The sequence below is a fragment of the Sphingorhabdus arenilitoris genome (genome assembly GCF_042651485.1).
GTDB lineage: Bacteria > Pseudomonadota > Alphaproteobacteria > Sphingomonadales > Sphingomonadaceae > Sphingorhabdus_B > Sphingorhabdus_B arenilitoris.
In genome coordinates, this window is sequence record NZ_JBHSDH010000006.1 from 32456 (window position 1) to 57322 (window position 24867).

Annotated in this window: 23 protein-coding genes and 1 tRNA gene; 14 read left to right on the top strand and 10 right to left on the bottom strand. The window is 53.2% G+C overall.

Annotation, left to right across the window (positions count from 1 at the left end):
• Positions 1 to 16: 16 nt before the first annotated feature.
• The 5 genes from ACFOWX_RS01010 to ACFOWX_RS01030 are packed head-to-tail and all read left to right on the top strand — an operon-like array spanning position 17 to position 3194.
• Positions 17 to 586, top strand: a complete 570-nt coding sequence (locus ACFOWX_RS01010; protein ID WP_381420594.1) for a hypothetical protein — start codon at positions 17 to 19, stop codon at positions 584 to 586.
• A 5-nt stretch (positions 587 to 591) separates the two neighbouring features.
• Complete coding sequence (locus ACFOWX_RS01015) at positions 592 to 1617, top strand: FAD-dependent oxidoreductase (RefSeq protein ID WP_381420595.1); 1026 nt, start codon at positions 592 to 594, stop codon at positions 1615 to 1617.
• Between the two features lie 60 nt (positions 1618 to 1677).
• Entirely contained in the window at positions 1678 to 2199 is a 522-nt protein-coding gene (locus ACFOWX_RS01020; RefSeq protein ID WP_381420596.1) for a hypothetical protein, read from the top strand.
• On the top strand, positions 2199 to 2696 hold the full coding sequence (locus tag ACFOWX_RS01025) for a hypothetical protein (protein ID WP_381420597.1): 498 nt from the start codon (positions 2199 to 2201) through the stop codon (positions 2694 to 2696). Before ACFOWX_RS01020 ends, ACFOWX_RS01025 begins: the two co-directional genes overlap by 1 nt.
• Before the next feature lie 33 nt (positions 2697 to 2729).
• A complete protein-coding gene (locus ACFOWX_RS01030; protein WP_381420598.1) occupies positions 2730 to 3194 on the top strand; it encodes a hypothetical protein in 465 nt (154 codons plus the stop codon).
• 821 nt (positions 3195 to 4015) lie between these two features.
• Here the strand turns inward: ACFOWX_RS01030 and ACFOWX_RS01035 are convergent.
• Positions 4016 to 4516 (bottom strand): Lrp/AsnC ligand binding domain-containing protein, encoded by a 501-nt coding sequence (locus tag ACFOWX_RS01035; protein ID WP_381420599.1) that lies wholly within the window; start codon positions 4514 to 4516, stop codon positions 4016 to 4018.
• Between the two features lie 92 nt (positions 4517 to 4608).
• On the opposite strand from ACFOWX_RS01035, the gene putA reads away from it, so the two are divergent.
• The 4 genes from putA to putP all read left to right on the top strand — a co-directional run bounded on the left by putA (position 4609) and on the right by putP (position 12977).
• A complete protein-coding gene (gene putA / locus ACFOWX_RS01040) occupies positions 4609 to 8373 on the top strand; it encodes a bifunctional proline dehydrogenase/L-glutamate gamma-semialdehyde dehydrogenase PutA (protein ID WP_381420600.1) in 3765 nt (1254 codons plus the stop codon).
• A gap of 54 nt (positions 8374 to 8427) precedes the next feature.
• Positions 8428 to 10974, top strand: a complete 2547-nt coding sequence (locus ACFOWX_RS01045) for a TonB-dependent receptor plug domain-containing protein (protein ID WP_381420601.1) — start codon at positions 8428 to 8430, stop codon at positions 10972 to 10974.
• 131 nt (positions 10975 to 11105) lie between these two features.
• The gene (locus ACFOWX_RS01050; protein ID WP_381420602.1) at positions 11106 to 11477 is read left to right on the top strand and encodes a tRNA-binding protein; all 372 of its coding nucleotides are present in this window, start codon (positions 11106 to 11108) and stop codon (positions 11475 to 11477) included.
• 54 nt (positions 11478 to 11531) lie between these two features.
• Positions 11532 to 12977, top strand: a complete 1446-nt coding sequence (putP, locus tag ACFOWX_RS01055; protein ID WP_381420603.1) for a sodium/proline symporter PutP — start codon at positions 11532 to 11534, stop codon at positions 12975 to 12977.
• A 189-nt stretch (positions 12978 to 13166) separates the two neighbouring features.
• Here the strand turns inward: putP and ACFOWX_RS01060 are convergent.
• Positions 13167 to 13256 (bottom strand) — tRNA-Ser (locus ACFOWX_RS01060).
• Between the two features lie 95 nt (positions 13257 to 13351).
• On the opposite strand from ACFOWX_RS01060, the gene ACFOWX_RS01065 reads away from it, so the two are divergent.
• Positions 13352 to 14290: a peptidylprolyl isomerase gene (locus ACFOWX_RS01065; RefSeq protein ID WP_381420651.1), complete on the top strand. Its 939-nt coding sequence runs from the start codon at positions 13352 to 13354 to the stop codon at positions 14288 to 14290.
• Between the two features lie 9 nt (positions 14291 to 14299).
• Here ACFOWX_RS01065 and leuD read toward each other — a convergent pair whose 3' ends face one another.
• From leuD to leuC, 3 genes are read right to left on the bottom strand one after another with little or no spacing between them, the layout of a single operon-like run.
• Positions 14300 to 14902 carry a 3-isopropylmalate dehydratase small subunit gene (gene leuD / locus ACFOWX_RS01070; RefSeq protein WP_381420604.1) on the bottom strand — a complete coding sequence of 201 codons (603 nt, stop codon included), beginning with the start codon at positions 14900 to 14902 and terminating at the stop codon, positions 14300 to 14302.
• A gap of 4 nt (positions 14903 to 14906) precedes the next feature.
• On the bottom strand, positions 14907 to 15134 hold the full coding sequence (locus tag ACFOWX_RS01075) for a hypothetical protein (RefSeq protein ID WP_381420605.1): 228 nt from the start codon (positions 15132 to 15134) through the stop codon (positions 14907 to 14909).
• The gene (gene leuC / locus ACFOWX_RS01080; RefSeq protein ID WP_381420606.1) at positions 15131 to 16558 is read right to left on the bottom strand and encodes a 3-isopropylmalate dehydratase large subunit; all 1428 of its coding nucleotides are present in this window, start codon (positions 16556 to 16558) and stop codon (positions 15131 to 15133) included. Before leuC ends, ACFOWX_RS01075 begins: the two co-directional genes overlap by 4 nt.
• Positions 16559 to 16638: 80 nt before the next feature.
• Between leuC and ACFOWX_RS01085 the strand changes: the two genes are divergently transcribed.
• Positions 16639 to 17157, top strand: a complete 519-nt coding sequence (locus tag ACFOWX_RS01085; RefSeq protein ID WP_381420607.1) for a sterol desaturase family protein — start codon at positions 16639 to 16641, stop codon at positions 17155 to 17157.
• Here ACFOWX_RS01085 and ACFOWX_RS01090 read toward each other — a convergent pair.
• From ACFOWX_RS01090 to ACFOWX_RS01105, 4 genes are all read right to left on the bottom strand, one after another.
• Complete coding sequence (locus tag ACFOWX_RS01090) at positions 17154 to 17507, bottom strand: YbaN family protein (RefSeq protein ID WP_381420652.1); 354 nt, start codon at positions 17505 to 17507, stop codon at positions 17154 to 17156. The genes ACFOWX_RS01085 and ACFOWX_RS01090 overlap by 4 nt on opposite strands.
• Positions 17508 to 17553: 46 nt before the next feature.
• Entirely contained in the window at positions 17554 to 18519 is a 966-nt protein-coding gene (locus ACFOWX_RS01095) for a hypothetical protein (RefSeq protein ID WP_381420608.1), read from the bottom strand.
• 35 nt (positions 18520 to 18554) lie between these two features.
• Complete coding sequence (locus ACFOWX_RS01100) at positions 18555 to 19988, bottom strand: NAD-dependent succinate-semialdehyde dehydrogenase (protein ID WP_381420609.1); 1434 nt, start codon at positions 19986 to 19988, stop codon at positions 18555 to 18557.
• 98 nt (positions 19989 to 20086) lie between these two features.
• The gene (locus tag ACFOWX_RS01105; RefSeq protein ID WP_381420610.1) at positions 20087 to 21379 is read right to left on the bottom strand and encodes an O-acetylhomoserine aminocarboxypropyltransferase; all 1293 of its coding nucleotides are present in this window, start codon (positions 21377 to 21379) and stop codon (positions 20087 to 20089) included.
• Between the two features lie 204 nt (positions 21380 to 21583).
• On the opposite strand from ACFOWX_RS01105, the gene ACFOWX_RS01110 reads away from it, so the two are divergent.
• Genes ACFOWX_RS01110 through ACFOWX_RS01120 form a run of 3 tightly spaced genes read left to right on the top strand, consistent with a single transcriptional unit; the run spans position 21584 to position 23838 of the window.
• Positions 21584 to 22495 carry an SMP-30/gluconolactonase/LRE family protein gene (locus tag ACFOWX_RS01110; RefSeq protein WP_381420611.1) on the top strand — a complete coding sequence of 304 codons (912 nt, stop codon included), beginning with the start codon at positions 21584 to 21586 and terminating at the stop codon, positions 22493 to 22495.
• A 9-nt stretch (positions 22496 to 22504) separates the two neighbouring features.
• Positions 22505 to 23203 (top strand): VIT1/CCC1 transporter family protein, encoded by a 699-nt coding sequence (locus ACFOWX_RS01115; RefSeq protein ID WP_381420612.1) that lies wholly within the window; start codon positions 22505 to 22507, stop codon positions 23201 to 23203.
• Entirely contained in the window at positions 23200 to 23838 is a 639-nt protein-coding gene (locus tag ACFOWX_RS01120) for an HAD-IA family hydrolase (RefSeq protein ID WP_381420613.1), read from the top strand. The genes ACFOWX_RS01115 and ACFOWX_RS01120 overlap by 4 nt, the downstream gene beginning before the upstream one ends.
• A 23-nt stretch (positions 23839 to 23861) precedes the next feature.
• Here the strand turns inward: ACFOWX_RS01120 and ACFOWX_RS01125 are convergent, their stop codons facing one another.
• Positions 23862 to 24668, bottom strand: coding sequence for a universal stress protein (locus ACFOWX_RS01125; protein WP_381420614.1), 807 nt, complete (start codon positions 24666 to 24668; stop codon positions 23862 to 23864).
• Between the last annotated feature and the right edge of the window lie 199 nt (positions 24669 to 24867).

Consider the following 24867-nt stretch of genomic DNA (forward strand, 5'->3'; position numbering starts at 1 on the left):
TTTAAGGAGGAATAATATGGCTTTAAATCGTAGGCGTTTTTTGGGCGCGTCCGCTTTTGTCGCGGCAGGCACCATGGCGGGCATGCCGGTATTTGCGCAACAATTAGGCGCGATCCGGCTTGAAATCGTCGCGCCGGAACGGCTGAAGGACCTGAAAGGTGATGCGCTGCGCGGCGCTTTGCTAAAATCAGTGCGCTTTCTTGCGCGGACAAAACAAGCGGTAAAGGTCCAGTTTCTGGCTGGCCGCGTTGAAGCCGGAGAATTGCGCGAAATCTTTGTTTCCGATGGATTTAGTTTGAGAGGCGGGAAAGCCAGCTTCCCCGGTGATATGTTGTTTCCAGGGGACATGTTGTTTCCTGGCGACATGCTTTTCCCGGGCGATATGTTGTTCCCGGGGGACATGCTCTTTCCCGGCGACATGTTGTTAGGCAGCAGCGATGATCCTCGTGCGCGCGATTTGCTCTCCTCGGTACAGTCAGATACATTGAAACGCGGCGGCATTGCCGATGGCCTGGTTTTCTTTGTTCTCTCGGACGATCGGGCCATTTCGACCAGTGGGCTTGGTCTTCCCACCCGGAAAGCTTGACCCGCATGGGCAGGGTCGCTGTCATTGGTGACGGCCCAGCGGGACTCTTGGCGGCGACTGCGCTTTCGCGCGCGGGTCACGAGGTTACTTTATTCGCACCGCCCGCAGCACGGACAGCGCATCACCGCCACGTTCATCGCATTCCCGCCGCCACATTGGCCGCAATGGAGGCGATGGCAGGAAGCGCGCTGGACGGTTGGGAAATTGGGCCTTTGCTTTTCGCAATGGGCGGCAGGACCGAGACCTTGCCGCCGCAACCCGTTGTGGACATCGCAAAATTGCTCGCTTCGTTGCGCGTCCGTGCCGACGCAGCCGGGGTGAAGCGGTATAGCATTAATGGCCGGAAAGCCGTGTCTGCCAAATCGGGCCTTTGGCATGCCGGTGAAAGTGACGGGGCCTATACGCATTTGATCGATGCCAGCGGCGCTGGACGAAGCGTTGCGGGGCAGATTGCTGAAGCACATGGCTTTGCATGGTCGGTCGATGAAATTGGCGCGCGCGATCATTATCGCAGTTTCTCGGTTTCTACGCGCGGCTTGACAAGACCGGCCAGCTGGGCTGCGAAAGCCGAAATTGCGGGGATGCCATGCGATATATATGTTGCTTGCGACGGCGAAGGTGCTGCGCAGATTACGCTAAGCCATTCTGCCGGCTTCCCATCTCCATGCCCGCTAGACGTAATGGCAGCCTTTCGTGTTGCGGGCGGCGGATGGGCTGACCGTGTATTCGCCGCAACCGGACAGAGTGAGCGTGCTGCTGCTTTCAACGCCTGTGCAGCGACCCTATTGTCGCTTGATTTGCGTGATCTTGCGCAAATACCGCCCTATTTGCCGATCGGCGACTGTCTGGTTCAAACTCGGCCCCGATTGGGTCAGGGCTTTACGCAGATTGCTGCGCAGGTTGAGCTCATTACCTCCGGAATCGCGGCCAATACAGAAGATATGGCGGCTTTGCAGGATGCTCTTTTCGGGCATGCGCATGCGGCTTGGGCAGCGGCGGCGATGCGTGACACATTGCCGAGGGCCGCATAACATGCATTATCCGGTCAGATATTAAACGTCATTTCCAACATCTACATAAAGGGGCTTATCATGCGAATACCATCCATCCTTATTGGCGCAGTTTTGATTTCGGTCACCGCAGGCTGCGGCGGCAAATCGTCCTCAGAAGAGGAAGCCGTCACCACCCAGGCAGATGTTGTGCGGCAAGTGGCCGGTACGGCGGCAGGCGTTGGCTCCGGTGTCTCTGCTGCCGACCTTCCCGAATTTGTCGCCGTCTATCCGGGCGGCAAGGTCGCCAGCAATATCAAGATGAACAGCGAGGAACAGTTGTCGGGCATGACAAGCTATTTGGTCAAAGCAGACCGGGCCAAGGTCATCGAATTTTACAAGGCGCAATTTGCCAAAAACGGTCTGGCCGCCAAAATGGAAGCGGAAGCCGAGGAGAGCTACACCTTGGCCGGTGAGAACGCGCAAGCCGGCACGTCGCTGCTGGTGGTTATTTCCCCTGCTGAAGATGGCGAAACGATGGTGGCCTTGACCCATGGCCGCAAACGCAATCCGCAGCCCGATGCCGATGCTGCTACCGATGCTGCTCCCCAAGAAGCTCAGTGATGCGCGTTTGGCGCTTAGGCTTAGCAGCGCTGGCCTTCATCACTCCTGTATTTGCAGCAGCGCAGGAATCAAAGGGTATGGGCGAGGATCGCGGCAGCCTTATACCAGCGGGCGAATGGCAGCGTAATTTTGAGCTGTCGCGCGAAGATCCGCGTATCCGCACCAAAGGCGGAGCCGATTTGCTGAGAATTCAGGTTATTCAGGATAAAGGCGCAGAATCGGTGCAAGTGAGTTGGACAGCGGGCCGTGCCATTTGTGAGGATCCCAATGGCGAGCCGTGCGAATCTGTTGGCGCCAGCGGAACGGTTCAAGGCCGGATACTGGGCAAAGACCTTGTCTTTGCCATCCCCTTATCTGCGCAGGCCGAAGACCCGACCATCGTGATCCTTCGCGGCGGAGTGTCCGGCGGGAAAAACAAAGCGCCTTTATCCGGTTACATGATGAATGCCCTTGGCGACTATGCCTATAAATTCACCTATTCCGCAGCCAGCAATTGACCTTCGCGCTGCGGTGCAATCAGGAGCCCAATCATGCCAGTTAAAACCATCCCAAGCTTAATCTTAGTCGCAACCTTGGTCACTGTTTGCGCATGCAGCAATGAAGCTACCGATAAAAGCAGCGGCGATACCCAAACCGCCGCAGCATCGCCCGCGTCGACCGGCGATGCCGAATTTGACGGTTCCCTGAAATGTTGGGCGCTCACAAATACCGCCTATTTTCAGCATATGGCAATGACCGGCCATAGCGGCAATCTGCCCAAGCCTGAAGAAGCTGTCTATACCAGCTGGGCGAAAAAGAATGCGATCCTTGCGTTCGAACGCAAAATGAATTTCAAGGATTACCAAGCGGTTCAGGAGCGCGCCAAAAGTGAGGTGCGCATCTATTCGCTGACTGTCGAGCCTGATTATGCGGCAAACGTGCAAGCCTGTATCGACACCACGCCGGATGTATCGGCACAAGCCGACCCATCCTGGCCTGAATCCATGGGAGGTTGATAGGGCATAAGCAAATCGTGAGACGGTTCCAGCTATTTTGGTCTATCGGGTGCCTGATAGGCAAATGGGTCACGGCATCGGCAAATTCGGCTGGTGCGATCAGGAGAGCTATTTCATAAATTTATTGGCCGACTCAATTGGCAATTAACATTCGAGTTTACCGAACTCCCATGAATTCATGCATCTGCGCCGAGATGTATTTATTCCGCAAGTCAACGAAAGGAATGCTTGTTGGTTGGCCGACTGCCCAATGCCGATAAGTTTACGTTTCAAAGCGGACGCTTACCGCGATACAGCCAGCAAATGGAGACTGCTGGAACTATCGGATATTTCTGCCGCTTCGCATGTAGTATGATGATATTTACTTTGACATGATTTTAGAGAGTTGGAGGATATCGGGTAAACCAGTATTTGTAAGGCTCAAAAATTTTAAGCCATGACAATGTGCCATTGGACTTCCATCAGAAGCTAAGCATTGCTGTTTTGGCGTAACCGATATGGCGGCTACTCATAACGCCCGGGCCAAACGGTGGTGGCGGCTTCAGGCTGCAGCAGTGCTGATAGTATCGCACAGCGCAAAATTGGAGAACAGATACGCGTGCCAACATAGCACACATCATTCGATCATAGATGGTAACTGAATTGCTCTTGGGCATTCATGGAGCGAGATTACGCAACATATTGCGTAAAACCTTTTGAAAATAAAACCCCCGTCGTATCTCTCAAAGAGCGGCATACTCTTAAAAGCGGTTCACTTGCGGACCTCAGAGCAAGCGGTTGCAAGAATTGCCAATGTGTTGAAGCATATCATAAAATGCTCATCACAACTTGATCCGAATGGTCATTGTGTCCTTCACGTCTTCCATGACTGGATAGCTGGATGTTTTATCAATACCCGGCAGACTGGAAATTACATCGCCTAATAGGGTCCTAAATTCATCCATATCGCTGGTCCGGATTTTCAATAGATAGTCATAACCACCCGACATCATGTGGCAACTGAGTACCTGCTCAACCTTTCGGACTTCATGATTAAATTTCTCTAATGAATCCAAGCTTGTATTGTTTAATGAAACTTGAACATACACAAGATAGCCCTGCGCAAGTTTCCTTGAGTCCAGCTCGGCACGATACCCCTTAATATATCCCAATTTTTCTAATCTACGCAGGCGTTTCAGGCACGGCGTCTTACTTAAATTAACCTCCGCCGCCAAGCGGACGATTGAAATTCGGCCGTCTTTTTGGATGGTTCGCAAGATACGGCGGTCTGTTGCGTCAATCTCATTCACATCTACCATATAATCACCGTATACATAGCCCATTATCCTACCAAATGGCCATTTATGAATTTATAGGCCTCAACTGGCCCAAAACAAAGTCCCAACGGCTCATGAACCAGTTTAATATAACTGTAATGAACGCACAACTAGAATCAGTGTCTATCCTGCCCTCGACAACTGCTCCAATATCGTTGGAGCAATTATACCTGATAGATGAGTCTACATTGGCACAAACGCTGGCGAGCTCCGTGCGCGATAGCATACAGGCCGAGACGGAATATAACGATGTTTCCGCGCGGGCCGCAAAATGGGTTGGCCGTGTTCGTGAGCAGACAAATAGCATATCGGTCATCGACGCCTTTTTGCAGGAATATGGGTTGTCCACGGTCGAAGGCGTTATCCTGATGCGGCTTTCCGAAGCGCTCATCCGGACGCCAGACTTTCCAACCGCACAGGCTCTTCTGCGCGATAAATTGGGCGCTGGTTCATGGGCAGATCATAGCGGATCAAGCGCTAAAGCCCTAATTAACGGAGCAACGATGGGCCTGCGGCTTTCGTCAAGTTGGGTGGAAGCGTCCGGCGGCGCGCAGGCTTCGAACTTAGCGGCACGATTAGGCGACCGTGTTTTGCACAGCGCAGTCGTGCGCGGCATGGAAATAATGGCTGGGCATTTTGTGCTCGGCACATCAATTGAAAACGCCGCAAAGCGCGCAGGCAAAACTTCGGCTCCTGCTTTATATTCCTACGATATGCTCGGCGAAGCAGCCTGTACCCAAGAAGACGCTGAGCGTTATTTTGGTGCCTATAAAAAAGCTGTCCAATTTTTGGCGCGTTCAACCACTCCATATCCATCGGTCACCAGCGCCCCCGGTTTATCCGTAAAGCTATCCGCACTTCATCCCCGCTATGCGCTGGCCCAGCGGGACCGATGCGTTCCTGCATTGGTCGACAAATTACTTGTTTTGGCCGCTATTGCCAAAAAAGGCGGTATCGGATTGACGATTGATGCCGAAGAAGCGGACCGGTTAGAATTGTCGCTCGATATTTTTGGCGCGCTTTTGGAACATCCAGACCTTGCCGGTTGGGATGGGCTGGGTATTGTCGTGCAAGCCTATCAAAGACGCGCGAGCGGGGTGATTGATTGGTTGGCCGAGCGGGTGCGGGCTTGCGATCGCCGAATCGCCGTGCGGCTGGTTAAGGGCGCCTATTGGGACATGGAAATCAAACGGGCCCAAGAACTGGGTCTCATCAGCTACCCGGTCTTTACCCGCAAAGATCACACCGACATCAGTTATCTGGCGTGCGCTGAGTTACTTCTGCAGAACAGCGATGTTATTTACTCGCAATTCGCCACCCATAATGCATTAAGCGCGTCATCTATAATCGCGATGGCAGCTAAGCATAATGTGCATATTGACCAGTTTGAACTGCAGCGACTGCACGGCATGGGGCAAGATTTGCATAGGATTATCGCGGCCGATACCGGAATTTCCAGCCGAGTATACGCGCCGGTTGGGAGCCATAAGGATCTTTTGCCGTATCTGGTTCGGCGGTTATTGGAAAATGGAGCGAATAGCTCGTTTGTAAACCAGCTGATGAATCCGGATATCACCATTGAGGATATTGTCCGCGATCCGTTAATTCAGGCAGAGATAGACGGTTTTTCAGCCCATAAAGCTATTGGCAGTCCCACCGACCTTTTCGGCGGCGGCAGGCAAGCGGCGCGTGGTTTGGACCTGACCCAAAAAGCAGTTGCGGCTGAAGTCGAGACCGCTATGATGGCGGCCCGCGTGAACCTGCCCCTAGCGGGTACGTCAAGCGCGAATGACGATGGCGAAAAGGCGCAATTGATACGCAACCCTGCCGACACAGATATGATCGTTGGTCAGGTGAGGGAGTCTTGGGTAGACGACGTGAGTGCCGCCATTGCAAAGGCCAAAGCGTCCAATTGGTCAGAGGCCACAACGCCGCAACAGCGCAGCGATATCCTTATGAAGGCAGCCGATCTGCTGGAACAGGATATGCACAAATTTATGGCGTTGTGTGTTCATGAAGCCGGCAAAACATTACCCGATGCAGTTGGTGAAGTTAGAGAGGCGGTTGATTTCTGCCGCTATTATGCGCTTCAGGCGGTCACTGAAAGACAGGTTTCGCGTAAGCCATTGGGCGTTGCCGCCTGTATATCACCTTGGAATTTTCCGCTCGCTATATTCTTGGGGCAGGTCACGGCGGCGCTGGCTTGCGGCAATAAAGTGGTCGCAAAGCCCGCGGAGCAAACGCCGCTTATCGCAATGGAAGCGGTGCGGGTTCTGCAGGCCGCCGGAGTGCCTGACGACGCTCTGCAAATTGTTATCGGCGGCGGTGATGTCGGGGCGGCATTAACTCAAAGCAGCGACATTGATGCCGTGTGCTTTACTGGCTCGACCCCCACGGCAAAACGAATTGCCCAGTCGCGCGTTGTGGCTGGCCGCGCAGATACACCGTTTATTGCCGAGACGGGCGGTATCAATGCCATGATCGTCGATTCAACCGCTCTGCTGGAACAAGCCGTGCGCGATGTTGTCGCCTCGGCTTTTCAAAGCGCAGGTCAACGCTGTTCGGCCTGCCGGGTTGTTTGTGTGCAAGATGATATAGGCGACCTGTTTGAAACCATGCTAGCGGGCGCTATGGCAGAACTGCGCCTCGGCGATCCGATAGCATTGAGCACCGATATTGGCCCTATTATTGATGGACCAGCGCAGAGCAATATTATGGCATATATCGATGCCATGCGGGCCGAATGCCGTGTAATCGGCCAAACGCCGGGGCCCGAAAAATCAGATGGCTATTTCGTTCCTCCCATCGCTTTTGCCATTGATGATATCGCGAAGCTTAATCGCGAAATTTTTGGTCCTGTGCTGCATGTTGTGCGCTTCAAAGGCCACGATTTTGAAGCGACGATAAATTCCGTTAATCAATTGGGTTATGGCTTAACCATGGGGCTGCATTCGCGCATTGACAGACGCGTTACGGATATTGCGGCAAATGCGCACGTGGGTAATCTGTATATAAACCGCAATCAAATTGGTGCGATGGTGGGTATCCAGCCGTTTGGCGGTGAAGGCCTTTCCGGAACCGGACCAAAGGCGGGCGGCCCCCATTATTTGCTGCGCCTGTCACAGCATCAAGATGCCGCGCCAGCATGTGGTGGCGCCGAATGGGTACCGAGCGATAATGATAATAACAAACATAGTAACGCCGACGCATTGTCCATTAATTCGTCCCAAAAGGCAGCGATTGAAAAAAATATTGCCAATGCTGCTGCTGCATCGCGTGTCTGGCAACTAACCGACTGTCAGGATTTGATATTAGATATTGCCCGTGAGTTGGATATTCTAACCAACGAAAATGCCGCTTTATTGGCGCAATTTTTTCCTCTTTATCTGCCGCAGATATTGGCCGGACCGACGGGTGAAGACAACAGCCTTTCCCTTGTGCCGCGCGGCGTATTGGCAGCATGTGGGTGCAGTGATGACATTGAAAAGGAGGTCCCTGACGAAATAATTCTAATGCAAATGCTTTGTGCAATTGCAGCTGGCAGCAGTGTGATTTTGTTTACGGATCACGTAGACCGGTTAAAGGCGCGATTGATGACGGCAAACAGCTTTGCAATGCTGCCCAAATACCTGGTTCAGGTTACTGACCAAGCTTTGATTGATCATTATGTTTCTGCCCCAATCAACGGCATGATTGCTGAAGGAACAATGCGTGAGAATTTAGCCAATAGCCTTGCTATCCGCGATGGCATAATTTTACCGCTGCTTTCTTTGTTCGACGAACCCGAACGATTTTTTCACGAACGAACCCTTACAATAAATACAACAGCAGCTGGAGGTAACGCGTCGCTGCTTTCAAGTTAAATTTCGGTTTCAATACACATACCAATAAGTAGAAGATTTCAATGGGAGATTATTATGAAATTAAAGAAATTATTGCTGGTCACATCTACCATTTCAGTGGTGGGGCTAACGCCGACTGCGGTATTTGCGCAGAGTTCAGAAACAACACCGCAGGCAGAAGATGCCGCTGATTCACAGATCATTACCGTGATCGGATCGCGCCGCGCAGCACGTTCGGCAACAGATTCGCCAGTTCCAGTCGATGTTTTGAAAGCCGAAGATATTCGTTCGCAAGGCAGCACGGATATTATCGATTCCCTTTCGGCTATCGTGCCGTCGCTAACCGCTAGCCGCGAACCGATCAGTGACGCAGCCACGCTGGTTCGCCCTGTCAATTTACGCGCATTGCCAGCGGATCACACATTGGTGTTAGTAAATGGCAAACGCCGTCATCGCGGCGCTGTTGTTGGTGAATTTGTATCTGGGGTCAATCGCGGCGCACAGGGTGTAGACATCACGCCTTTATTCGGGGCTTCCTTGAAACAGGTTGACGTTCTCCGCGACGGGGCCGCCGCGCAATATGGTTCGGATGCCATTGCAGGTGTCATCAACTATCAGCTGCTCGACGATCCAAATATTCGCCAATTGAGCATTCAATACACCAATGGATATGCGGGCGACGGCAAAACAATCGAACTTGCAGGAGCCATCGGCGGGCATATTGGTGATAACGGTTTTGTAACAGTTGCATTTGAAGTCAAAGATCAACAGGCAACCAGCCGCGGTGTTCAGGACGGCGAAGGATCAACCGGCGGCGCAGCTGGCTTGGCCGCTGCGGGCTTTCCTGTTGCCAATCCGGTCGTCGTTTGGGGACAACCAGAGGTCAAAGACGATTATAAGCTGACCGTCAACTCTGCGATCCCGGTTGGTGACTCCGAAATCTATATGTTTGGGAATTATTCCACGCGGAAAGTGGATGGGAGCTTTTTCTATCGTAACCCGACCAGCCGTCAGGGTGTTTTTGCCAGCGGCGCAAACGCTCTATTCGCCGATACGACTGGCGCCGGAGGCTGTCCCGTTGGACCGCTGCCAAATTCCAGCTTCGCTGCGGCAGAAGCGTTCGTTAACGGCGCTCCTGACAATTGCTTCTCATTCTTCTCGCGTTTTCCAGGTGGATTTACACCGCGTTTTGGCGGCACAGTGAACGATTATTCGGGTACCGCCGGTTTCCGCGGGAAATTTGAGAGCGGATTTACATATGACTTCAGCGCCGGTTTTGGACGCAACGAGCTTGGGTATGAAATCAACAATACCGTCAACGCTTCGCTTGGACCGGATTCTCCTACGAATTTCAACCTAGGCGCCCAAATTCAAAAAGAAATCATCGCAAATGCTGATTTTACTTATCCAGTGAATGTTGGCCTGGCTTCGGATTTGAACATCGCATTTGGTGTCCAATATCATGACGAAAGTTTTGAGATTGCCCAAGGTGAACTTGACTCTTTCCGCGTCGGACCATTCGTTGACCAAGGATTCTCTGTCGGCTCCAATGGTTTCCAAGGGTTCAGCGACAGAGTCGCAGGCGTGTTCCGCCGGAATAGCATCGGCCTGTATCTCGATACCGAAGTCGATGTAACCGACCAGCTTTTACTATCCGGTGCGGTCCGTTACGAAAACTTCTCTGATTTTGGAGATACATTTAACGGCAAGCTGTCCGCCCTTTTCAAACTCTCTGATAGCTTCGCACTTCGCGGGTCGGCGAGCACAGGATTCCGCGCTCCAACATTGGGCCAGTCCAATTTGCAACGTGCGGCTACCTCGTTCCAAAATGGTCAGTTAGTGGAATCGCTCGTTATCGCCAGCACCGATCCCATAGCCGTGTTTTTCGACGGCGGTCAGTTGTCGCCGGAAAAAGCGCGTAACTTTAGTTTGGGCGCAACGGCTGATTTGGGTGGTCTGACTTTGACAGCGGATTATTTCAACATTCGAGTGAAAGACCGTATCGCCCTGACGACGGCAGCAATATCTGAAGCTGACCGCACTTTGTTAATTGCCGCTGGTAACCCGGAAGCCGCGACTATCAGCGAAGTAAACTTTTTCGTAAATGATTTTGACACAACGACGCAGGGTATTGATTTGGTCGCAAGCTACCCGTTTTCCACGAGTGCCGGCGACACAAGCGTAACATTAGCAGCAAGTTACAATGATACCAAAGTCAGCAACGTCGGAACCACAATTGACGAAAACCGTCGGCGTGAAATTGAAGACTCGCTGCCAACATTGCGGACCACATTTACCATTTCGCATAATGTGGGAATGTTTAACGGGTTAATCCGGTTGAATCATTATACCAAAGTTTTTGAAAACCTGTTTAATGACACCACCCTTCCAATCACGACGCCATCACTTCTAATTGTTGATGCCGAGATTGGCTTTAAATTTGAAGATCATTTCAAAATTTCGGTTGGTGCCAAAAACCTTTTCGATACTTTTCCTCAGGAATGGTCTCTGGATGGAAATACGGGCCGTACGCCAGGGTTTTTGGGCGCGATTTATCCGCTTAATCACCCGGCTGGTTTCAATGGCGGAAGCTATTATGTCCGTCTTTCAACCAACTTCTAAGAACTAAGACTATGTGACGCGGCAGTGTTAAAACCGCCGCGTCACATATATTTTCTCTGCTGCCAATATGGTCATGCAACAGATATCTAGTTCCAGAGAAACGATCAAAGCCATTTGAAAAGAATTTCAATATGCATAAAAATCATCGCAGCGACGAGCCGGCGGCGGCGCAGATAAGCTTTGACGAATTTCTTAAGGTGGATATCCGGGTCGGTACAATCGTCTCAGCGCAGACCTTTGAAGAAGCACGGCATCCTGCCTATCGTCTCGTGATAGATTTTGGTGAAGTGATCGGCCGCAAGAAATCGAGTGCGCAGATAACGGAGCATTATGACTGCGCCGATTTGGTTGGGCGGCAAATCGCCGCAGTTGTAAACTTCCCGCCGCGGCAGATCGGGCCGTTTATGTCGGAAGTACTGACTTTGGGTTTTTCCGATGAAAACGGCGCAGTCGTGCTCTTTGCGCCAGATAAAAACGTGCCAAATGGCAGTCGACTTTTTTAACAAAAAATCACTTTACCAATCCAAGCAAATCATAATTTTGAAGGGGGAACCATAATGGCATCGGGCACCTATATTTCGCTTGGGCTCTATTTTGTGCTGATGCTAGCTATTGGTGTCTATGCATGGCGAAAATCCACGGGCAATAGCGGCGAATATTTGTTGGCAGGGCGCAAAATGGGGCCTGCCGTGACCGCACTGGCGGCCGGTGCTTCTGACATGTCAGGATGGCTCTTAATGGGCCTTCCAGGCGCATTGTATTTATCCGGCCTTGCCGAGGCATGGATTGCAATCGGGTTATTCATTGGCGCATTGGCCAACTGGCTGATCGTAGCGCCGCGGCTGCGCGAGCAAACCGAACGAATGGGTAATGCGCTTACTATTCCCGAATATCTTGGTAATCGATTTCAAGATAACCGGCATATTTTGAGGTTAACCGCTAGCCTCATTATCGTTGTGTTTTTCGCTCTTTACAGCGCGTCTGGACTCGTCGCAGGCGGAAAGTTATTTCAGTCGGCCTTCGGCGCTGCTTATGAAACCGGGCTATGGGTTACTGCTTTGGTTGTTGTTGCCTACGTCGTGTTAGGCGGCTTCCTAGCGGTGAGCCTGACTGATTTCGTACAGGGAACAATCATGGCCATTGCCTTGGCGGCCGTTCCGTTGTTGACGTTTGTAGAGCTGCCTGAAGGGCAGAGCGTGACGGCCATTCTCAATACCATCAGCCCCGATATGAACAGTCTGTTTGCTGGAACAACGGCGGTGGGGATAATTTCAACGGCTGCGTGGGGCCTAGGTTATTTTGGACAACCGCATATAATCGTGCGGTTTATGGCGATACGTTCGGTCAAAGATATCCCCACAGCTCGTAACATATGTATGGCGTGGATGGCAGTGACATTGCTTGGAGCAATCGCGGTTGGTATGATCGGCAGAGCTTATATGGAAACGAATGGGATAGTGGTCGATGACCCAGAGACTATTTTTATAAAGCTTGCCGGATTATTGTTTAATCCATTTTTCAACGGACTTTTGCTTGCAGCAATTCTGGCCGCAGTGATGAGCACGATATCAGCACAACTGCTCGTAACGGGTAGTTCGCTGACAGAGGATTTTTACCGGCTGTTTATAAGGCGCGGTGCGAGCGAAAAGGAAATTGTGACGATCGGGCGGCTGTCCGTAGTTGCGGTTGCCGCAGTGGCTATGCTTCTAGCGCAAAATCCGAATAGCAGCGTGTTGAGCCTGGTTAGCAACGCTTGGGCTGGTTTTGGTGCCGCCTTCGGCCCTGTCATCTTGCTTGCCCTCACGTGGAAACGCATGACCTTAATGGGGGCATTGACCGGTATGATTACCGGCGCGGTTGTTGTCATTGGATGGCTAATTCTGGGATGGAGCGACGCGCTGTATGAAATTATTCCGGGTTTTTGTGCAGCCATGATTGCAATCATTGCTGTTAGTTTATTGACATCGGTCCCAACAGAAGAGGTAAGACTTGAACTGGTTTAATACTGATCAGTCCGGTCGGTAAATATCCTTATTGAGCTTCGGGTATAATTTTTCTTTATGGGCGTCTGCTTGAGGCGCAGGAATTAAATCCCTCTTTGAAGTTAGAATGCCTACCCGATATTATTATGGGTTCTTTTTTTGGAAACAAATCCGTTGAGTTATCACTAATTCAACAAACTCACAGAAAAATGGCGGACACGGTGGGATTCGAACCCACGATAGAGTCACCCCTATACACACTTTCCAGGCGTGCGCCTTCGACCACTCGGCCACGTGTCCGCAATATGCCTTTCGGCAAGCGCTTCCCCTAGCTATGGAATTGCGCTTTCGCAAGTGCGCATCTTTTGCAATAAGCGCTTATATGAAAAAAAAATCTGTTATCCGCGCTATGCGCCGCCGCCTTCGCCATTCCCGCCGCTGCGCAGGACGAACCGGAAGGCCCGCCTTCGCCGAATGAAATCGTGGCGCAGGCAAAGGCAGCGGAGTGGACCACGATCGCACCATCGGACTTGCTGGTGATGGATTTGGCGCCCGATGCAAAAGGCAAGGCGCGCCGCGTGGTAATACAATTGATGCCGGAGCCATTCAATCAGGGCTGGGTGCGCAATATCCGCAAGCTTGCGGCGGCCAAATGGTATGACAATATCAGCATCAACCGCGTTCAGGATAATTATGTGACGCAATGGGGCGATCCCAATTACGACAATCCGGCCGCCACAGGCCTAGCCAAGCCACTGCCAGAGGGTCTGGAGGTGATGGGGGAAGGCGATTATGTTTACGAGCATTATACTCCAGAGGAATTGAGTAAGCTTGACGCACCACCGCTTGATGGCAGTGGCGACTCCTATGCGAATTGGACAAAATTTGTGGCAGGGCTTCCAATGGCGAATGATTTTATGAGCGAATGGCCCGTCCACTGTTACGGTATGGTCGGCGTAGGCCGGAATTTTTCGCCGGACACAGGCAGCGGCGCGGAGCTGTATGCCGTCATCGGCCATGCGCCCCGCCATCTCGACCGGAATATTGCGCTGGTCGGCCGGATCATTGAGGGCATGGAGCATATGAGCAGCCTCCCGCGCGGCACCGGCCCGCTGGGTTTCTATGAAACGCCCGAGGAGCGCACGCCGATCCTATCGGTTCGCATGGGCGGCGATATCGCGGATTTGCCCGGCTTCGAATATCTATCCACCGAAAGCGAGACTTTTGCGCGCTATGCCGATGCGCGGGCGAACCGCCGCGATCCGTTTTTCATTAAGCCTGCGGGCGGCGCGGATATTTGCAATATTCCGGTGCCTGTGCGGCGCAAAGGATAAGGTCAGCGCTTAGGCCGGAACTATCCAGGGCTGCTGCGCCGTCAGCTTTGCCTCATGCGCAGTAATCGCCGCCTCGCTTTCGAGCGTGAGGGCGATCTCATCGCGCCCGGCTAGCAGGCATTCCTTGCGGAACGGGTCGATTTCAAAGTGGAAACGGTCCTGAAACACCGTGGTCACCGTTTGATTTTCCAAATCGATTTGAATGGGGGCCGCGTCGTCCGATGCCTGCTGCGCCACGTCCATCAACCGGTCAATCGCCGCTTGCGGCAATTCGATCGCGAGCAGGCCATTTTTGAAAGCGTTGCCGGAAAATATATCGGAATAGCTGGGCGCGATAATCGCCTCTATGCCCAAATCGGCGATGGCCCACGCGGCATGTTCCCGGCTGGAGCCGCAACCGAAATTATCGCCCGCAATCAATATCGGCGCGCCCGCGTAACGCGGATCGTCGAAGATATTGCCTGCCTGCGCCCGGATGCTTTCAAACGCCCCTTTGCCAAGCCCTGCTCGGCTGATGGTTTTGAGCCATTTGGCGGGGATGATGATATCGGTATCGATATTTTTCGCGCCGAAGGGAATGGCTTTACCGTTAATCTGTGTGACTGCTTTCATGGTATCAATCCGTATCGCCCTTGGGCTGTTTCGCGGTCGAAGGCTTTTCCTTGGGCTCTGGTGATCCGGGCTCAAGCTTGCCCTGCTTCTTGGTCAAGCTGCGCCTGCCAGCATATAGCAAAGCCGCCATCAAAGCGGCCGAACCAACCGCTGCGCCGACCTTAGCGCCCGTGGTCCAATTGCCGTCCCGGTCTTTAATCAGTTTTTCCAATTTTTCTTTTTTGTCGGTCATGTCATCTCCCTAACATCGGTTAGCCGCCCTGTCACCGCTGCGGCTGCGGCCATTGCGGGGCTTACCAGATGGGTGCGCGCGCCTGGACCTTGGCGGCCAGTAAAGTTACGGTTGCTGGTCGATGCGCAGCGTTCGCCAGCGGGTACCTTGTCGGGGTTCATACCAAGGCACGCGCTGCAACCCGGTTCGCGCCATTCCAGGCCTGCGTCGATAAAGATGCGGTCGAGTCCTTCGGCTTCGGCTTGCCGTTTCACGAGGCCGCTGCCCGGAACAACGATGGCCCATTTGATATTGCCCGCTTTTTTGCGACCTTTCAGGACGGCGGCGGCAGCGCGTAGGTCTTCGATCCGGCTGTTGGTGCAGCTACCGATGAAGATATTCTGAACCTCTATTTCCCGCATCGCGGTGCCCGGCGTCAGGCCCATATAGTCGAGCGATTTCTGCGCAGCGTCGCGTTTTGATGGATCGGCAAAGCTGGCGGGATCAGGAACGACACCGGTAATGGGCAGGACGTCCTCAGGGCTGGTTCCCCATGTGACGCCGGGTGCAATATCGGCGGCGTTGATAATGACGGTTTTGTCAAATTTGGCGCCTGCGTCGCTGCGCAAAGTTTGCCAATAGGCGACGGCTGCATTCCAATCATCGCCTTTGGGAGCCATGGGGCGTCCTTTTAAATAGGCGATGGTTTTGTCGTCCGGCGCACAAAGCCCGGCGCGGGCACCATGTTCGATGGCCATGTTGCTGATCGTCAGGCGGCCTTCGATGCTTAGGTTGCGGATGACCTCTCCGGTATATTCGATGACATAGCCAGTGCCGCCCGCCGCGCCAAGCACGCCGGTAATATGCAGCACGACATCTTTGGCGGAAACACCCGGGCCCAGCGTTCCGTCGACGCGCACTTCCATCGATTTGGAGCGTTTGAGCTGCAAAGTCTGGGTTGCGAGAACATGTTCAACTTCGCTGGTTCCAATGCCAAAAGCCAGCGCGCCGAGCCCGCCGTGACAGGCCGTGTGGCTGTCGCCGCAGACGATCGTGGTGCCCGGAAGCGAGAATCCCTGTTCCGGGCCAACCACATGGACAATGCCCTGTTCGGCGTCGGCATCGCCGATATAGCGAATGCCAAATTCCGGTGCATTTTTCTCAAGCGCGGCCAGCTGCTGCGCGCTTTCAGGGTCGGCAATGGGGATCCGTGCACCATCCGCATCGCGCCGCGCGGTGGTGGGCAGGTTATGGTCAGGCACAGCGAGCGTCAAATCCGGTCGCCTAACTTTACGCCCCGCCGCGCGAAGCCCTTCAAAAGCCTGCGGACTGGTAACCTCATGGACCAAATGCCGGTCGATATAGATGATCGCGGTGCCGTCTTCGCGCTGTTCCACGACATGGGCGTCCCAGATTTTTTCATAAAGCGTTTTTGCGTTTTCCATGCGGCTGATTTAACTGCGATGCGCCAATATGCAAGCAATCTGCGCTTCAAAATATCGAATATCACGCCTATAGCATTGATATGTCCATTTTCGCTATTCTCGCCATCGTTATCGTCACTGTCATTGCGATGGAAATGGTCGCATGGGCCAGCCACAAATATATCATGCACGGCTTTGGCTGGGCTTGGCACCGCGACCATCATGAACCGCATGACAATCTATTGGAAAAAAATGATCTTTACGGCATTGTCGGTGCGGCGATGAGTATTTCGATGTTCGCAGCAGGTTCGCCGATGATCATGGGCAGCGCGGCATGGGCGCCCGCTACTTGGATTGGTTTGGGCATATTATGCTACGGTATTATCTACACGCTAATCCACGACGGCCTCGTTCACCAACGCTATTTTCGTTATGTTCCCAAAAGCGGCTATGCCAAGCGCTTGGTGCAAGCGCATAAGCTACATCATGCGACAATTGGTAAGGAAGGCGGCGTTAGTTTCGGTTTCGTATTCGCCCGCGACCCAGCGAAGTTGAAACAGGAATTGAAGGCGCAGCGCGAGGCGGGGATTGCGGTTGTCCGGAGCGCAGAATTAACCTAACGCTCCGGCCTACTCCAAAGCCAGCTGAGGCAGATGACCGCGACGCCGATCGGGATGAGCGCCCAAGGCATTGCCATCATCCACAATCCCAACGCAATACTGACCGCGAAGGCGGCGGTTGCGGCTAGCTTACCCTTACGGCTAATCGCACCCTTTTCGCGCCAGGCAAGGATATGCGGCCCGAAACGGCGGTCCTCTATTAAACGCTTTTCCAATGCCGGGCTGCTTTTCGCAAAGCAGAAAGCGGCGAGGATCATGAAGGGCACGGTGGGCAGCAGCGGCAAAAATATGCCGATAGTGCCCAGCGCGACCGAAACCAAGCCAGCGGTCAGATAAAGCTGCCGTTTCAATGACGCGGTCCGGATTGTTTCGGATATCCGCATTTATGGTCTACGATCATTTTGCCGGTAAGCCCGCGATTTCACGAAGCTTTTCCAGCCGGTAAGATGGATAGTCGCTCACATCAGTACGGATGGTAAGACCCTTAGACAAATATTTCAGTTCCTCATTTTCAAAAAACTTTGTCGCAAAAAACGCTTCATACGCTTTGGCTGCCACTGCGGCCTGTTTCTTGCGCTGCGCCTCCAGCTGCTCGATTTTATTCCGGTCGGCCAAAGTAGTAAAAAAACCGGCGGACCGGTTGGCTGTGTCGATAGAGAGTTCAATATCTTTAACCAGCTCGTTTTCGATTTCTGCGACGCCAAGCAAAAAGACAGGTTTCAAAGGACCACACGCCGCAGCGAGATTGGATAGCCGGTTAATCGTCCATTGCCGGTTGAGCCAAAGACGTCCAAATTCCTTATTTGCTCGTAACCATAATTTGGCTTCATCTTGGGCCCGTGACGTATAGTTCATGGGATAGGGGCAATCGATTTTGACGAGGCCCGCCATTGACGGGTGCACATTGTCAGCCCGTGCAGATTGCGCCATCATGGGTATATACACATCGGTAATGGTTGATGAAACATGACCAATGGTGAAAAAGCTCGCGGGTTGTCCGTTTTTCGCAGTAACCGAGAAGGCTGGGGTGTTTGGTTTATAGACGGCGCTCCCTTTTGCGACGAGCGTAAAACCGAGGTCAATATCGCCGTGGATTTTGGTCGGATCTTGGCGTAGCCGGATAACGTTGCCCATTTGTATCGCCATATATCCCAACCCTTCATAATCATCCGGGCAGGCCGCCATGCGCGCTTTGATAAACGTCACGGCTTCATCGAGGTCCCTATTTTCAGGAACGATCAAACGCTCATTCATATCATATAGCTGTTGATGATTATTCGCCGGACATGCCGCTTTTGCGGCGGCAGGATGCGCGAAAATTACAACGGCGAATGCCGCAGCGAGTGCAATAAACTTTGCCATATGTGCTCCATAAGTTTTTGACCCACGGGGGTGCTTTAATACATATGGACTGCCTTTGTCACGAGATAGCTGTCGAGGCCTTCGGGGCCGCCTTCGCTGCCAAAGCCCGATTCTTTTACGCCGCCGAACGGGGCGTCGGGAGAGGAAATGGCAAAGCTGTTCATGCCGACCATGCCGACTTCCATCGCGTCGGCCACCAAATTGGCGGTGCGCAGATTTTGGGTGAAGGCATAGCCCGCAAGGCCAAAGGGCAGGCGGTTCGCTTGCTCCAATGCCTCATCCATCCTGCTAAACGGGCGGATCAGGGCAACCGGACCAAAAGGTTCGTTATTCATAATATCAGCGTCCATCGGCACGTCGCTGATCACTGTGGGGCGGTAGAAATTGCCGACATTGCCCTGACGCTCTCCGCCGGTCAGGATTTTGGCGCCTTTGGCCCTTGCGTCCTCAACTAAGGCCGAAACCGCGCCCGGGCGGCGTTCATTGGCAAGCGGGCCCATGCCGCTATCAATATCCAGTCCGTCCCCGACCTTTACCTTGGCCGTGCGCTCTGCAAGCCCTTTGGCAAAGGCCTCATAAATGCCATCTTGCACGTAGAAACGCGTTGGGCTGATGCAAATCTGTCCCGCGTTGCGGAATTTGGTAAAAGCCGCCATGTCGAGTGTTTTTTCCAGATCGCAATCATCAAATACCAACACCGGTGCATGACCGCCCAGTTCCATTGTCGTCCGCTTAACACCATCTGCACACAATTTCAGGAGATGCTTGCCGACAGGCACGCTGCCCGTGAAGCTGACTTTGCGGATAATGGGTGAGGCGATTAAATGGCGGCTGACCATATCGGGCACGCCGTAAACCAGCTGCGCCGCATCGGCCGGTACGCCGGCATCAACGACGCATTGCATCAACGCGATGGTGCAAGCAGGTGTTTCTTCTGGCGGTTTGGAAATGATCGAGCATCCAGCGGCCAGCGCGGCGGCCATTTTCTTGCTCATCAAGCTGACGGGAAAATTCCACGGACTGAAGGCTGCAACAGGGCCGATGGGTTGTTTCAGCACCAGGCTGCGCTGTCCAGTGGGGCGGACAAGCACGCGGCCATAGGCGCGTTTCGCCTCTTCGGCGAAATAGTCAAATACCCCAGCGCAGCTGGCAACTTCGCCTTTGGATTCGGCAATCGGTTTGCCCTGTTCCATGGTCAAATAGGCGGCGATTGTGTCGGTGCGTTCGCGGATCAAATCCGCGACCTTATGCAATATTGCTGCGCGGGCATTGACGTCCACCGCGCTCCAGCTTTTGAAGCCGCGCTCCACCGCTGCCAATGCTTCGTCCAGATCATCGGGTGTGGCCAGCGGTAATTCGGCCAAAACAGCGCCGGTCGCAGGGTTGATTACCTGATGATGATCGCGGCCTTCGCCGGACCGCCATGATCCGGCGATATAGAATTTCAGGTCAGTCGGATAAGCGGTCATAGTTGCTCTCAAGTCAGTTGGAAAATATGGTTTCGATATGGCTATCTAAACCCTTGCTGGGTGATTTGAAAGCAACATATGCCGCGAATTTGGACGTCTTAGCTCAGGCTGGCCAATGCCTGATCCAAGTCGGCGATAATATCGTCAATATGCTCTATCCCGATGGACAGGCGCACGACATCGGGGCCCGCACCTGCGGCAGCCGCTTCGCTCTCATCCAATTGACGGTGTGTTGTTGAGCTGGGATGGATGATGAGCGAGCGTGTGTCGCCGATATTGGCCAAGTGGCTGAACATATTGACGGCGCTAACCAATTTTACGCCAGCGTCATATCCACCTTTCAGGCCGAATGTGAACACGCTGCCTGCGCGGCCGCCAAGATACTTTTTTGCAAGGTTATGATACGGATTATCGCTCAACCCGGCATAGGAAACCCATGATACCGCTGGATGCGCTTCCAGCCATTGCGCGACTTTCAGGGCATTTTCGCAATGCCGGTCCATCCGCAGCATCAATGTTTCCATGCCGGTCAATATCTGAAACGCATTAAACGGCGCCATCGCGGGGCCAAGGTCACGCATACCCAGCGTGCGGCAGGCCAGAATGAAGGCGAGATTGCCAAAGGCTTCAGTGAAAACCTTGCCATGATACGATGCGTTCGGGGTGCTGAGCGCCGGAAATTTATCACTCGCGGCCCAATCGAAATTGCCCGCATCAACAATCAGACCGCCGATGGAATTGCCATGTCCGCCCAAAAATTTGGTGGCGGAATAAACGACAATGTCCGCGCCATGTTCGATCGGACGGCACAGCGCCGGGGTCGCCATCGTATTGTCAACGATCAACGGGATACCGGCCTCATGTGCGACATCGGCGATGCCTGCAATATCCTGCACCACGCCGCCTGGATTGGCGAGGCTTTCGATAAAGACAGCGCGGGTTTGCGGCGTAATTGCAGCGGCCAGTGCCTCCAAATCATTGGCATCGACAAAGGTTGAGTCCCAAGCCATTTTTTTGAAGCTATGACCAATTTGGTTGAGCGAGCCGCCATATAGCTTTTTCGCTGCGACAATATGGCACCCCGGTTCCATGATGGTATGAAAGGCGAGGAATTGTGCCGCATGGCCCGATGCTGTAGCCAATGCCGCAACGCCGCCATCCATCGCCGCAATCTTGCCCTCCAATGCGCCGTTGGTCGGGTTCATCAATCGCGTGTAGATGTTGCCAAAGGCGTCGAGATTGAACAGATCGGCGGCGTGGGCAGCATCATCAAATACATAAGATGCGGTCTGATAGATTGGGGTTATCCGTGCATTGGTTGCAGGGTCGACCTGCGTTCCTGCATGGATCGCCATTGTTTCCGGTTTATGTTCTGCGTTTTGCCCGCTCATATTCTTTGCTCCTTTTGCTTGCCCACGGGTGTAACCATCTTGGCGAGGGGCGCAAAATAGAATTTCTATTTCCGGGCGTTAAATTTGGTTTTGCCGCGTGGTTAGACCAAATAGCCTGCCCGTTATATTGCTGAACCGAAAATGAATGGCTTCCCTTACCGCCGATATTATGTCAGCCCTTAGTGACAGACTGAGGAGAAGAATATGGAAATTGTTGCAAGCGGACTGCGTTTTCCCGAAGGACCCGTGGTTATGGCCGATGGCAGCGTCATCCTTACTGAAATCGCTGCAGGCCGGATTACGCGGGTGTCGCCCGGCGGCAGTCAATCGGTCGTGGCAATCACTGGCGGCGGGCCCAATGGCCTGGCGATTGGGCCAGATGACAAGCTTTATTGTTGCAACAATGGGGGCTTTAACTGGAATGACGAGGGCGGCTTTTTGACGCCGCATGGCATTGCCGATGATTATTCGGGCGGACGGATTGAACGTATCGATATCGAAACTGGCGCTGTCGAGATACTATACAAAAGCGGCGACCATGGCTGCATCCTGCGCGGGCCAAATGATATTGTATTTGATGAACAGGGCGGCTTCTGGTTCACCGACCATGGCAAGGTCGATTATGCAAACCGCGCACATGACATTGTCGGCATATTTTATGGCAAGACCGACGGTAGCCATTTGGAAGAGGTGATTTTTCCTTCGAACAATCCCAATGGCTGCGGGCTGTCACCAGATGGAAAGACGCTATATGCCGCCGAAACCTATACATGCCGGTTGATGAAATTCAATGTCACTGCACCTGGAAAGGTTGCCCCTGACGCGGGGCCAGGCGGACCCGGCATCCCGGTATACCGGCCCGCAGGCTATAAATTTTTCGATAGTTTGGCAGTCGAAGAATGCGGCAATATCTGCGTCGCAACAATCGGAGAATGCGGCATCAGCGTGATCGCGCCCGATGGCGAGCTTGTAGAATTTGTCGCAACGCCAGATATTTTCACCACCAATATCGCCTTTGGCGGCGATGACATGATGGACGCATATATATGCCTGTCTGGCACCGGGCAATTGGCCAAAACACGCTGGAAACGGCCGGGATTGAAGCTGCAATTTTGAGGAACTAAAATGTCGCGATTGCATGATGAAGCCCATTTGGTCGATCGGATCGGATGGTTGCGCGCAGCGGTGTTAGGCGCAAATGATGGCATAGTATCTACGGCAAGCCTAATTGTAGGTGTTGCGGCAGCTTCGGCTTCTCCTTCGGCAATTTTGATAACCGGCATTGCTGGTTTGGTTGCAGGCGCAATGTCGATGGCGGCGGGTGAATATGTGTCGGTTAGCTCTCAGGCCGACGCCGAGGGCGCGGAGATAATGCGAGAGAAATGGGAGTTGGCAAATGTTCCGCAAGATGAGCGCGAAGAGCTGATTATGATATATCAGAAGCGCGGACTCGATAGGGAGCTCGCGAAACAGGTGGCGGACAGACTGACTGCGCATGATGCGCTTACTACTCATATGCGCGATGAATTGGGCCTAAGCCCACATTTGGCGGCCAAACCATTGCAGGCGGCGCTGGCCTCTGCTGCATCCTTTGCTGTTGGCGCTGCGCTCCCTCTTGGCATAGTTCCGTTTTTTGGGGGTGCAAATTTGCCTTGGGCAGTATCGATTACCGCACTGCTTTCCCTTGCGATGCTAGGCTATGCCGGCGCCAAGCTTGGCGGCGCACCTATTCTTAAGTCTGTCATACGGGTTTCCCTTTGGGGGGCGACCGCAATGGCGGCTACCGCAGCGATAGGCAGCTTATTCGGAGCTACGATTGCATGAATTTCACCACTGTCATTTTCGATTTCGGCGGGGTGATTACATCTTCGCCTTTTGAAGCCTTTAACCGGTTGGAGGCCGAAAAGGGGCAGCCGCGTGATAGTGTGCGGCGGATTAACAGCACCAATCCAGACGGTAATGCGTGGGCGTTATTTGAGCGTGCCGAAATTAACGCAGAACAATTTGACCTGCTCTTTGCCAACGAGGCCGCGTTGCTGGATATTGATTTGCGCGGCGCGGATGTTTTGAAATGCCTTGCTGGTGATGTTCGTCCGGCAATGGTGGATGCGCTCGATAGGTTGAAACAGGATGGCTTCACCTTGGGCTGTATCACCAATAATGTGCCCGCAGGCAAAGGCGCAGGCATGGCGTTGTCGCAGGAACGAGCCGACGAAATCGCGGATATTATGCAACGCTTTGACCATGTGATAGAATCAAGCAAAGTTGGCGTGCGCAAACCCGACCCGCGTATATATCAGATGATGTGCGAAGCCTTGGATGTTGCACCCGCACAGTGCATTTATCTCGACGATCTGGGCATCAACTGCAAACCGGCTGCTGCCCTCGGAATGGCCGCGATTAAGGTGACTAGCGGGGAGCAGGCGCTGGCGGATCTATTCGCGCTGCTCCCCGCATGAATGCATGGGATCTGGGCCCAATATCAATGCGCCAATAACAAAGGTATTTTTGTTTCATGCATTAAATATCGAGTGACGCCGCCAAATATTGTCTCACGCAGGCGGCTGTGGCCAAAGGCACCCATGACCAGATAGTCGGCATTCCAATCAGATGCCATATCGAATAAAGTCTCCTCGATGCTGCCTTTGGTAAAGGCGGTTTCGATCTCATTGTTTATGCCATGACGCGACAGATAGAGCGAAGCTTCGGTGATCGGAAATTCGCTTTCCTTCTCTTCAATTTCAGCAATGCGGACATCATTGGCAATGGATAATAGCGGGACCGCAGCTTTTAACGCAGCAGCAGCTTCCGCGCCGCCATCATATGCCACCATCGCCCGGTCAAATTGCATCGATTGGACGCCAGCCGGAACCGCTAGCACGGGGGTCGCCGTCCCGAATACCACCTCACCGACCAACGAGCGGTAGGAATTTTGCCCCGACTTACCAGTCTCACCTAGCGACATGATGACCAAGTCGCATAAACGAGCGGCATCGCTAATCACGGCGGCCGGTTGTCCGATAAATTCAAGCCAATTCCAACTCACGCCTTCTTTGGCCAACTTGGCTTCGGCTTTCGTCCTCATTTCGGCCATGCTGCTGTCGCTTGCGGCCATTGCTTCGGCAATCAGATGCGCTCCGCCAAACATATCAATACCCATCACTGACTGATAAGGCTGCGCTTGGACAAAGGTAAGATGTGCGTCAAAGCGATGGGCGAAATCCAGCGCAACCTGCAGCCGGCTCTCCATCTGATCATCTATTCCTGCGTTTACGAGAATATTTTTCATAATTATCTGCCTTTCACCGCCGATATCGGACAAGCTTTGGGGGAGTTGCGTCCTTTTGCGCGGTGGAATCAATATGATCTGCTGCGCGGCGAATGTCTTTGATATGAGTCAAATCGCGAAAATTTAGCTTTATCGGCTTGGCGCAATTGCGGCGGCGCTCATAGGAGGTTATTGCGGATTGAACTTAACGGCTCATTTG

Coding starts and splice junctions, on each gene's coding strand:
- leuD (WP_381420604.1), bottom strand. CDS start 14,902: ATGAAAGCAGTCACACAGATTAACGGTAAAGCCATTCCCTTCGGCGCG.
- leuC (WP_381420606.1), bottom strand. CDS start 16,558: ATGGAAAACGCAAAAACGCTTTATGAAAAAATCTGGGACGCCCATGTC.
- ACFOWX_RS01075 (WP_381420605.1), bottom strand. CDS start 15,134: ATGACCGACAAAAAAGAAAAATTGGAAAAACTGATTAAAGACCGGGAC.
- ACFOWX_RS01115 (WP_381420612.1), top strand. CDS start 22,505: ATGTCGCGATTGCATGATGAAGCCCATTTGGTCGATCGGATCGGATGG.
- ACFOWX_RS01045 (WP_381420601.1), top strand. CDS start 8,428: ATGAAATTAAAGAAATTATTGCTGGTCACATCTACCATTTCAGTGGTG.
- ACFOWX_RS01030 (WP_381420598.1), top strand. CDS start 2,730: ATGCCAGTTAAAACCATCCCAAGCTTAATCTTAGTCGCAACCTTGGTC.
- ACFOWX_RS01015 (WP_381420595.1), top strand. CDS start 592: ATGGGCAGGGTCGCTGTCATTGGTGACGGCCCAGCGGGACTCTTGGCG.
- ACFOWX_RS01085 (WP_381420607.1), top strand. CDS start 16,639: ATGTCCATTTTCGCTATTCTCGCCATCGTTATCGTCACTGTCATTGCG.
- ACFOWX_RS01010 (WP_381420594.1), top strand. CDS start 17: ATGGCTTTAAATCGTAGGCGTTTTTTGGGCGCGTCCGCTTTTGTCGCG.
- ACFOWX_RS01020 (WP_381420596.1), top strand. CDS start 1,678: ATGCGAATACCATCCATCCTTATTGGCGCAGTTTTGATTTCGGTCACC.
- ACFOWX_RS01035 (WP_381420599.1), bottom strand. CDS start 4,516: ATGGGCTATGTATACGGTGATTATATGGTAGATGTGAATGAGATTGAC.
- ACFOWX_RS01050 (WP_381420602.1), top strand. CDS start 11,106: ATGCATAAAAATCATCGCAGCGACGAGCCGGCGGCGGCGCAGATAAGC.
- ACFOWX_RS01100 (WP_381420609.1), bottom strand. CDS start 19,988: ATGACCGCTTATCCGACTGACCTGAAATTCTATATCGCCGGATCATGG.
- ACFOWX_RS01110 (WP_381420611.1), top strand. CDS start 21,584: ATGGAAATTGTTGCAAGCGGACTGCGTTTTCCCGAAGGACCCGTGGTT.
- ACFOWX_RS01095 (WP_381420608.1), bottom strand. CDS start 18,519: ATGGCAAAGTTTATTGCACTCGCTGCGGCATTCGCCGTTGTAATTTTC.
- putP (WP_381420603.1), top strand. CDS start 11,532: ATGGCATCGGGCACCTATATTTCGCTTGGGCTCTATTTTGTGCTGATG.
- ACFOWX_RS01125 (WP_381420614.1), bottom strand. CDS start 24,668: ATGAAAAATATTCTCGTAAACGCAGGAATAGATGATCAGATGGAGAGC.
- ACFOWX_RS01105 (WP_381420610.1), bottom strand. CDS start 21,379: ATGAGCGGGCAAAACGCAGAACATAAACCGGAAACAATGGCGATCCAT.
- ACFOWX_RS01025 (WP_381420597.1), top strand. CDS start 2,199: ATGCGCGTTTGGCGCTTAGGCTTAGCAGCGCTGGCCTTCATCACTCCT.
- ACFOWX_RS01120 (WP_381420613.1), top strand. CDS start 23,200: ATGAATTTCACCACTGTCATTTTCGATTTCGGCGGGGTGATTACATCT.
- putA (WP_381420600.1), top strand. CDS start 4,609: ATGAACGCACAACTAGAATCAGTGTCTATCCTGCCCTCGACAACTGCT.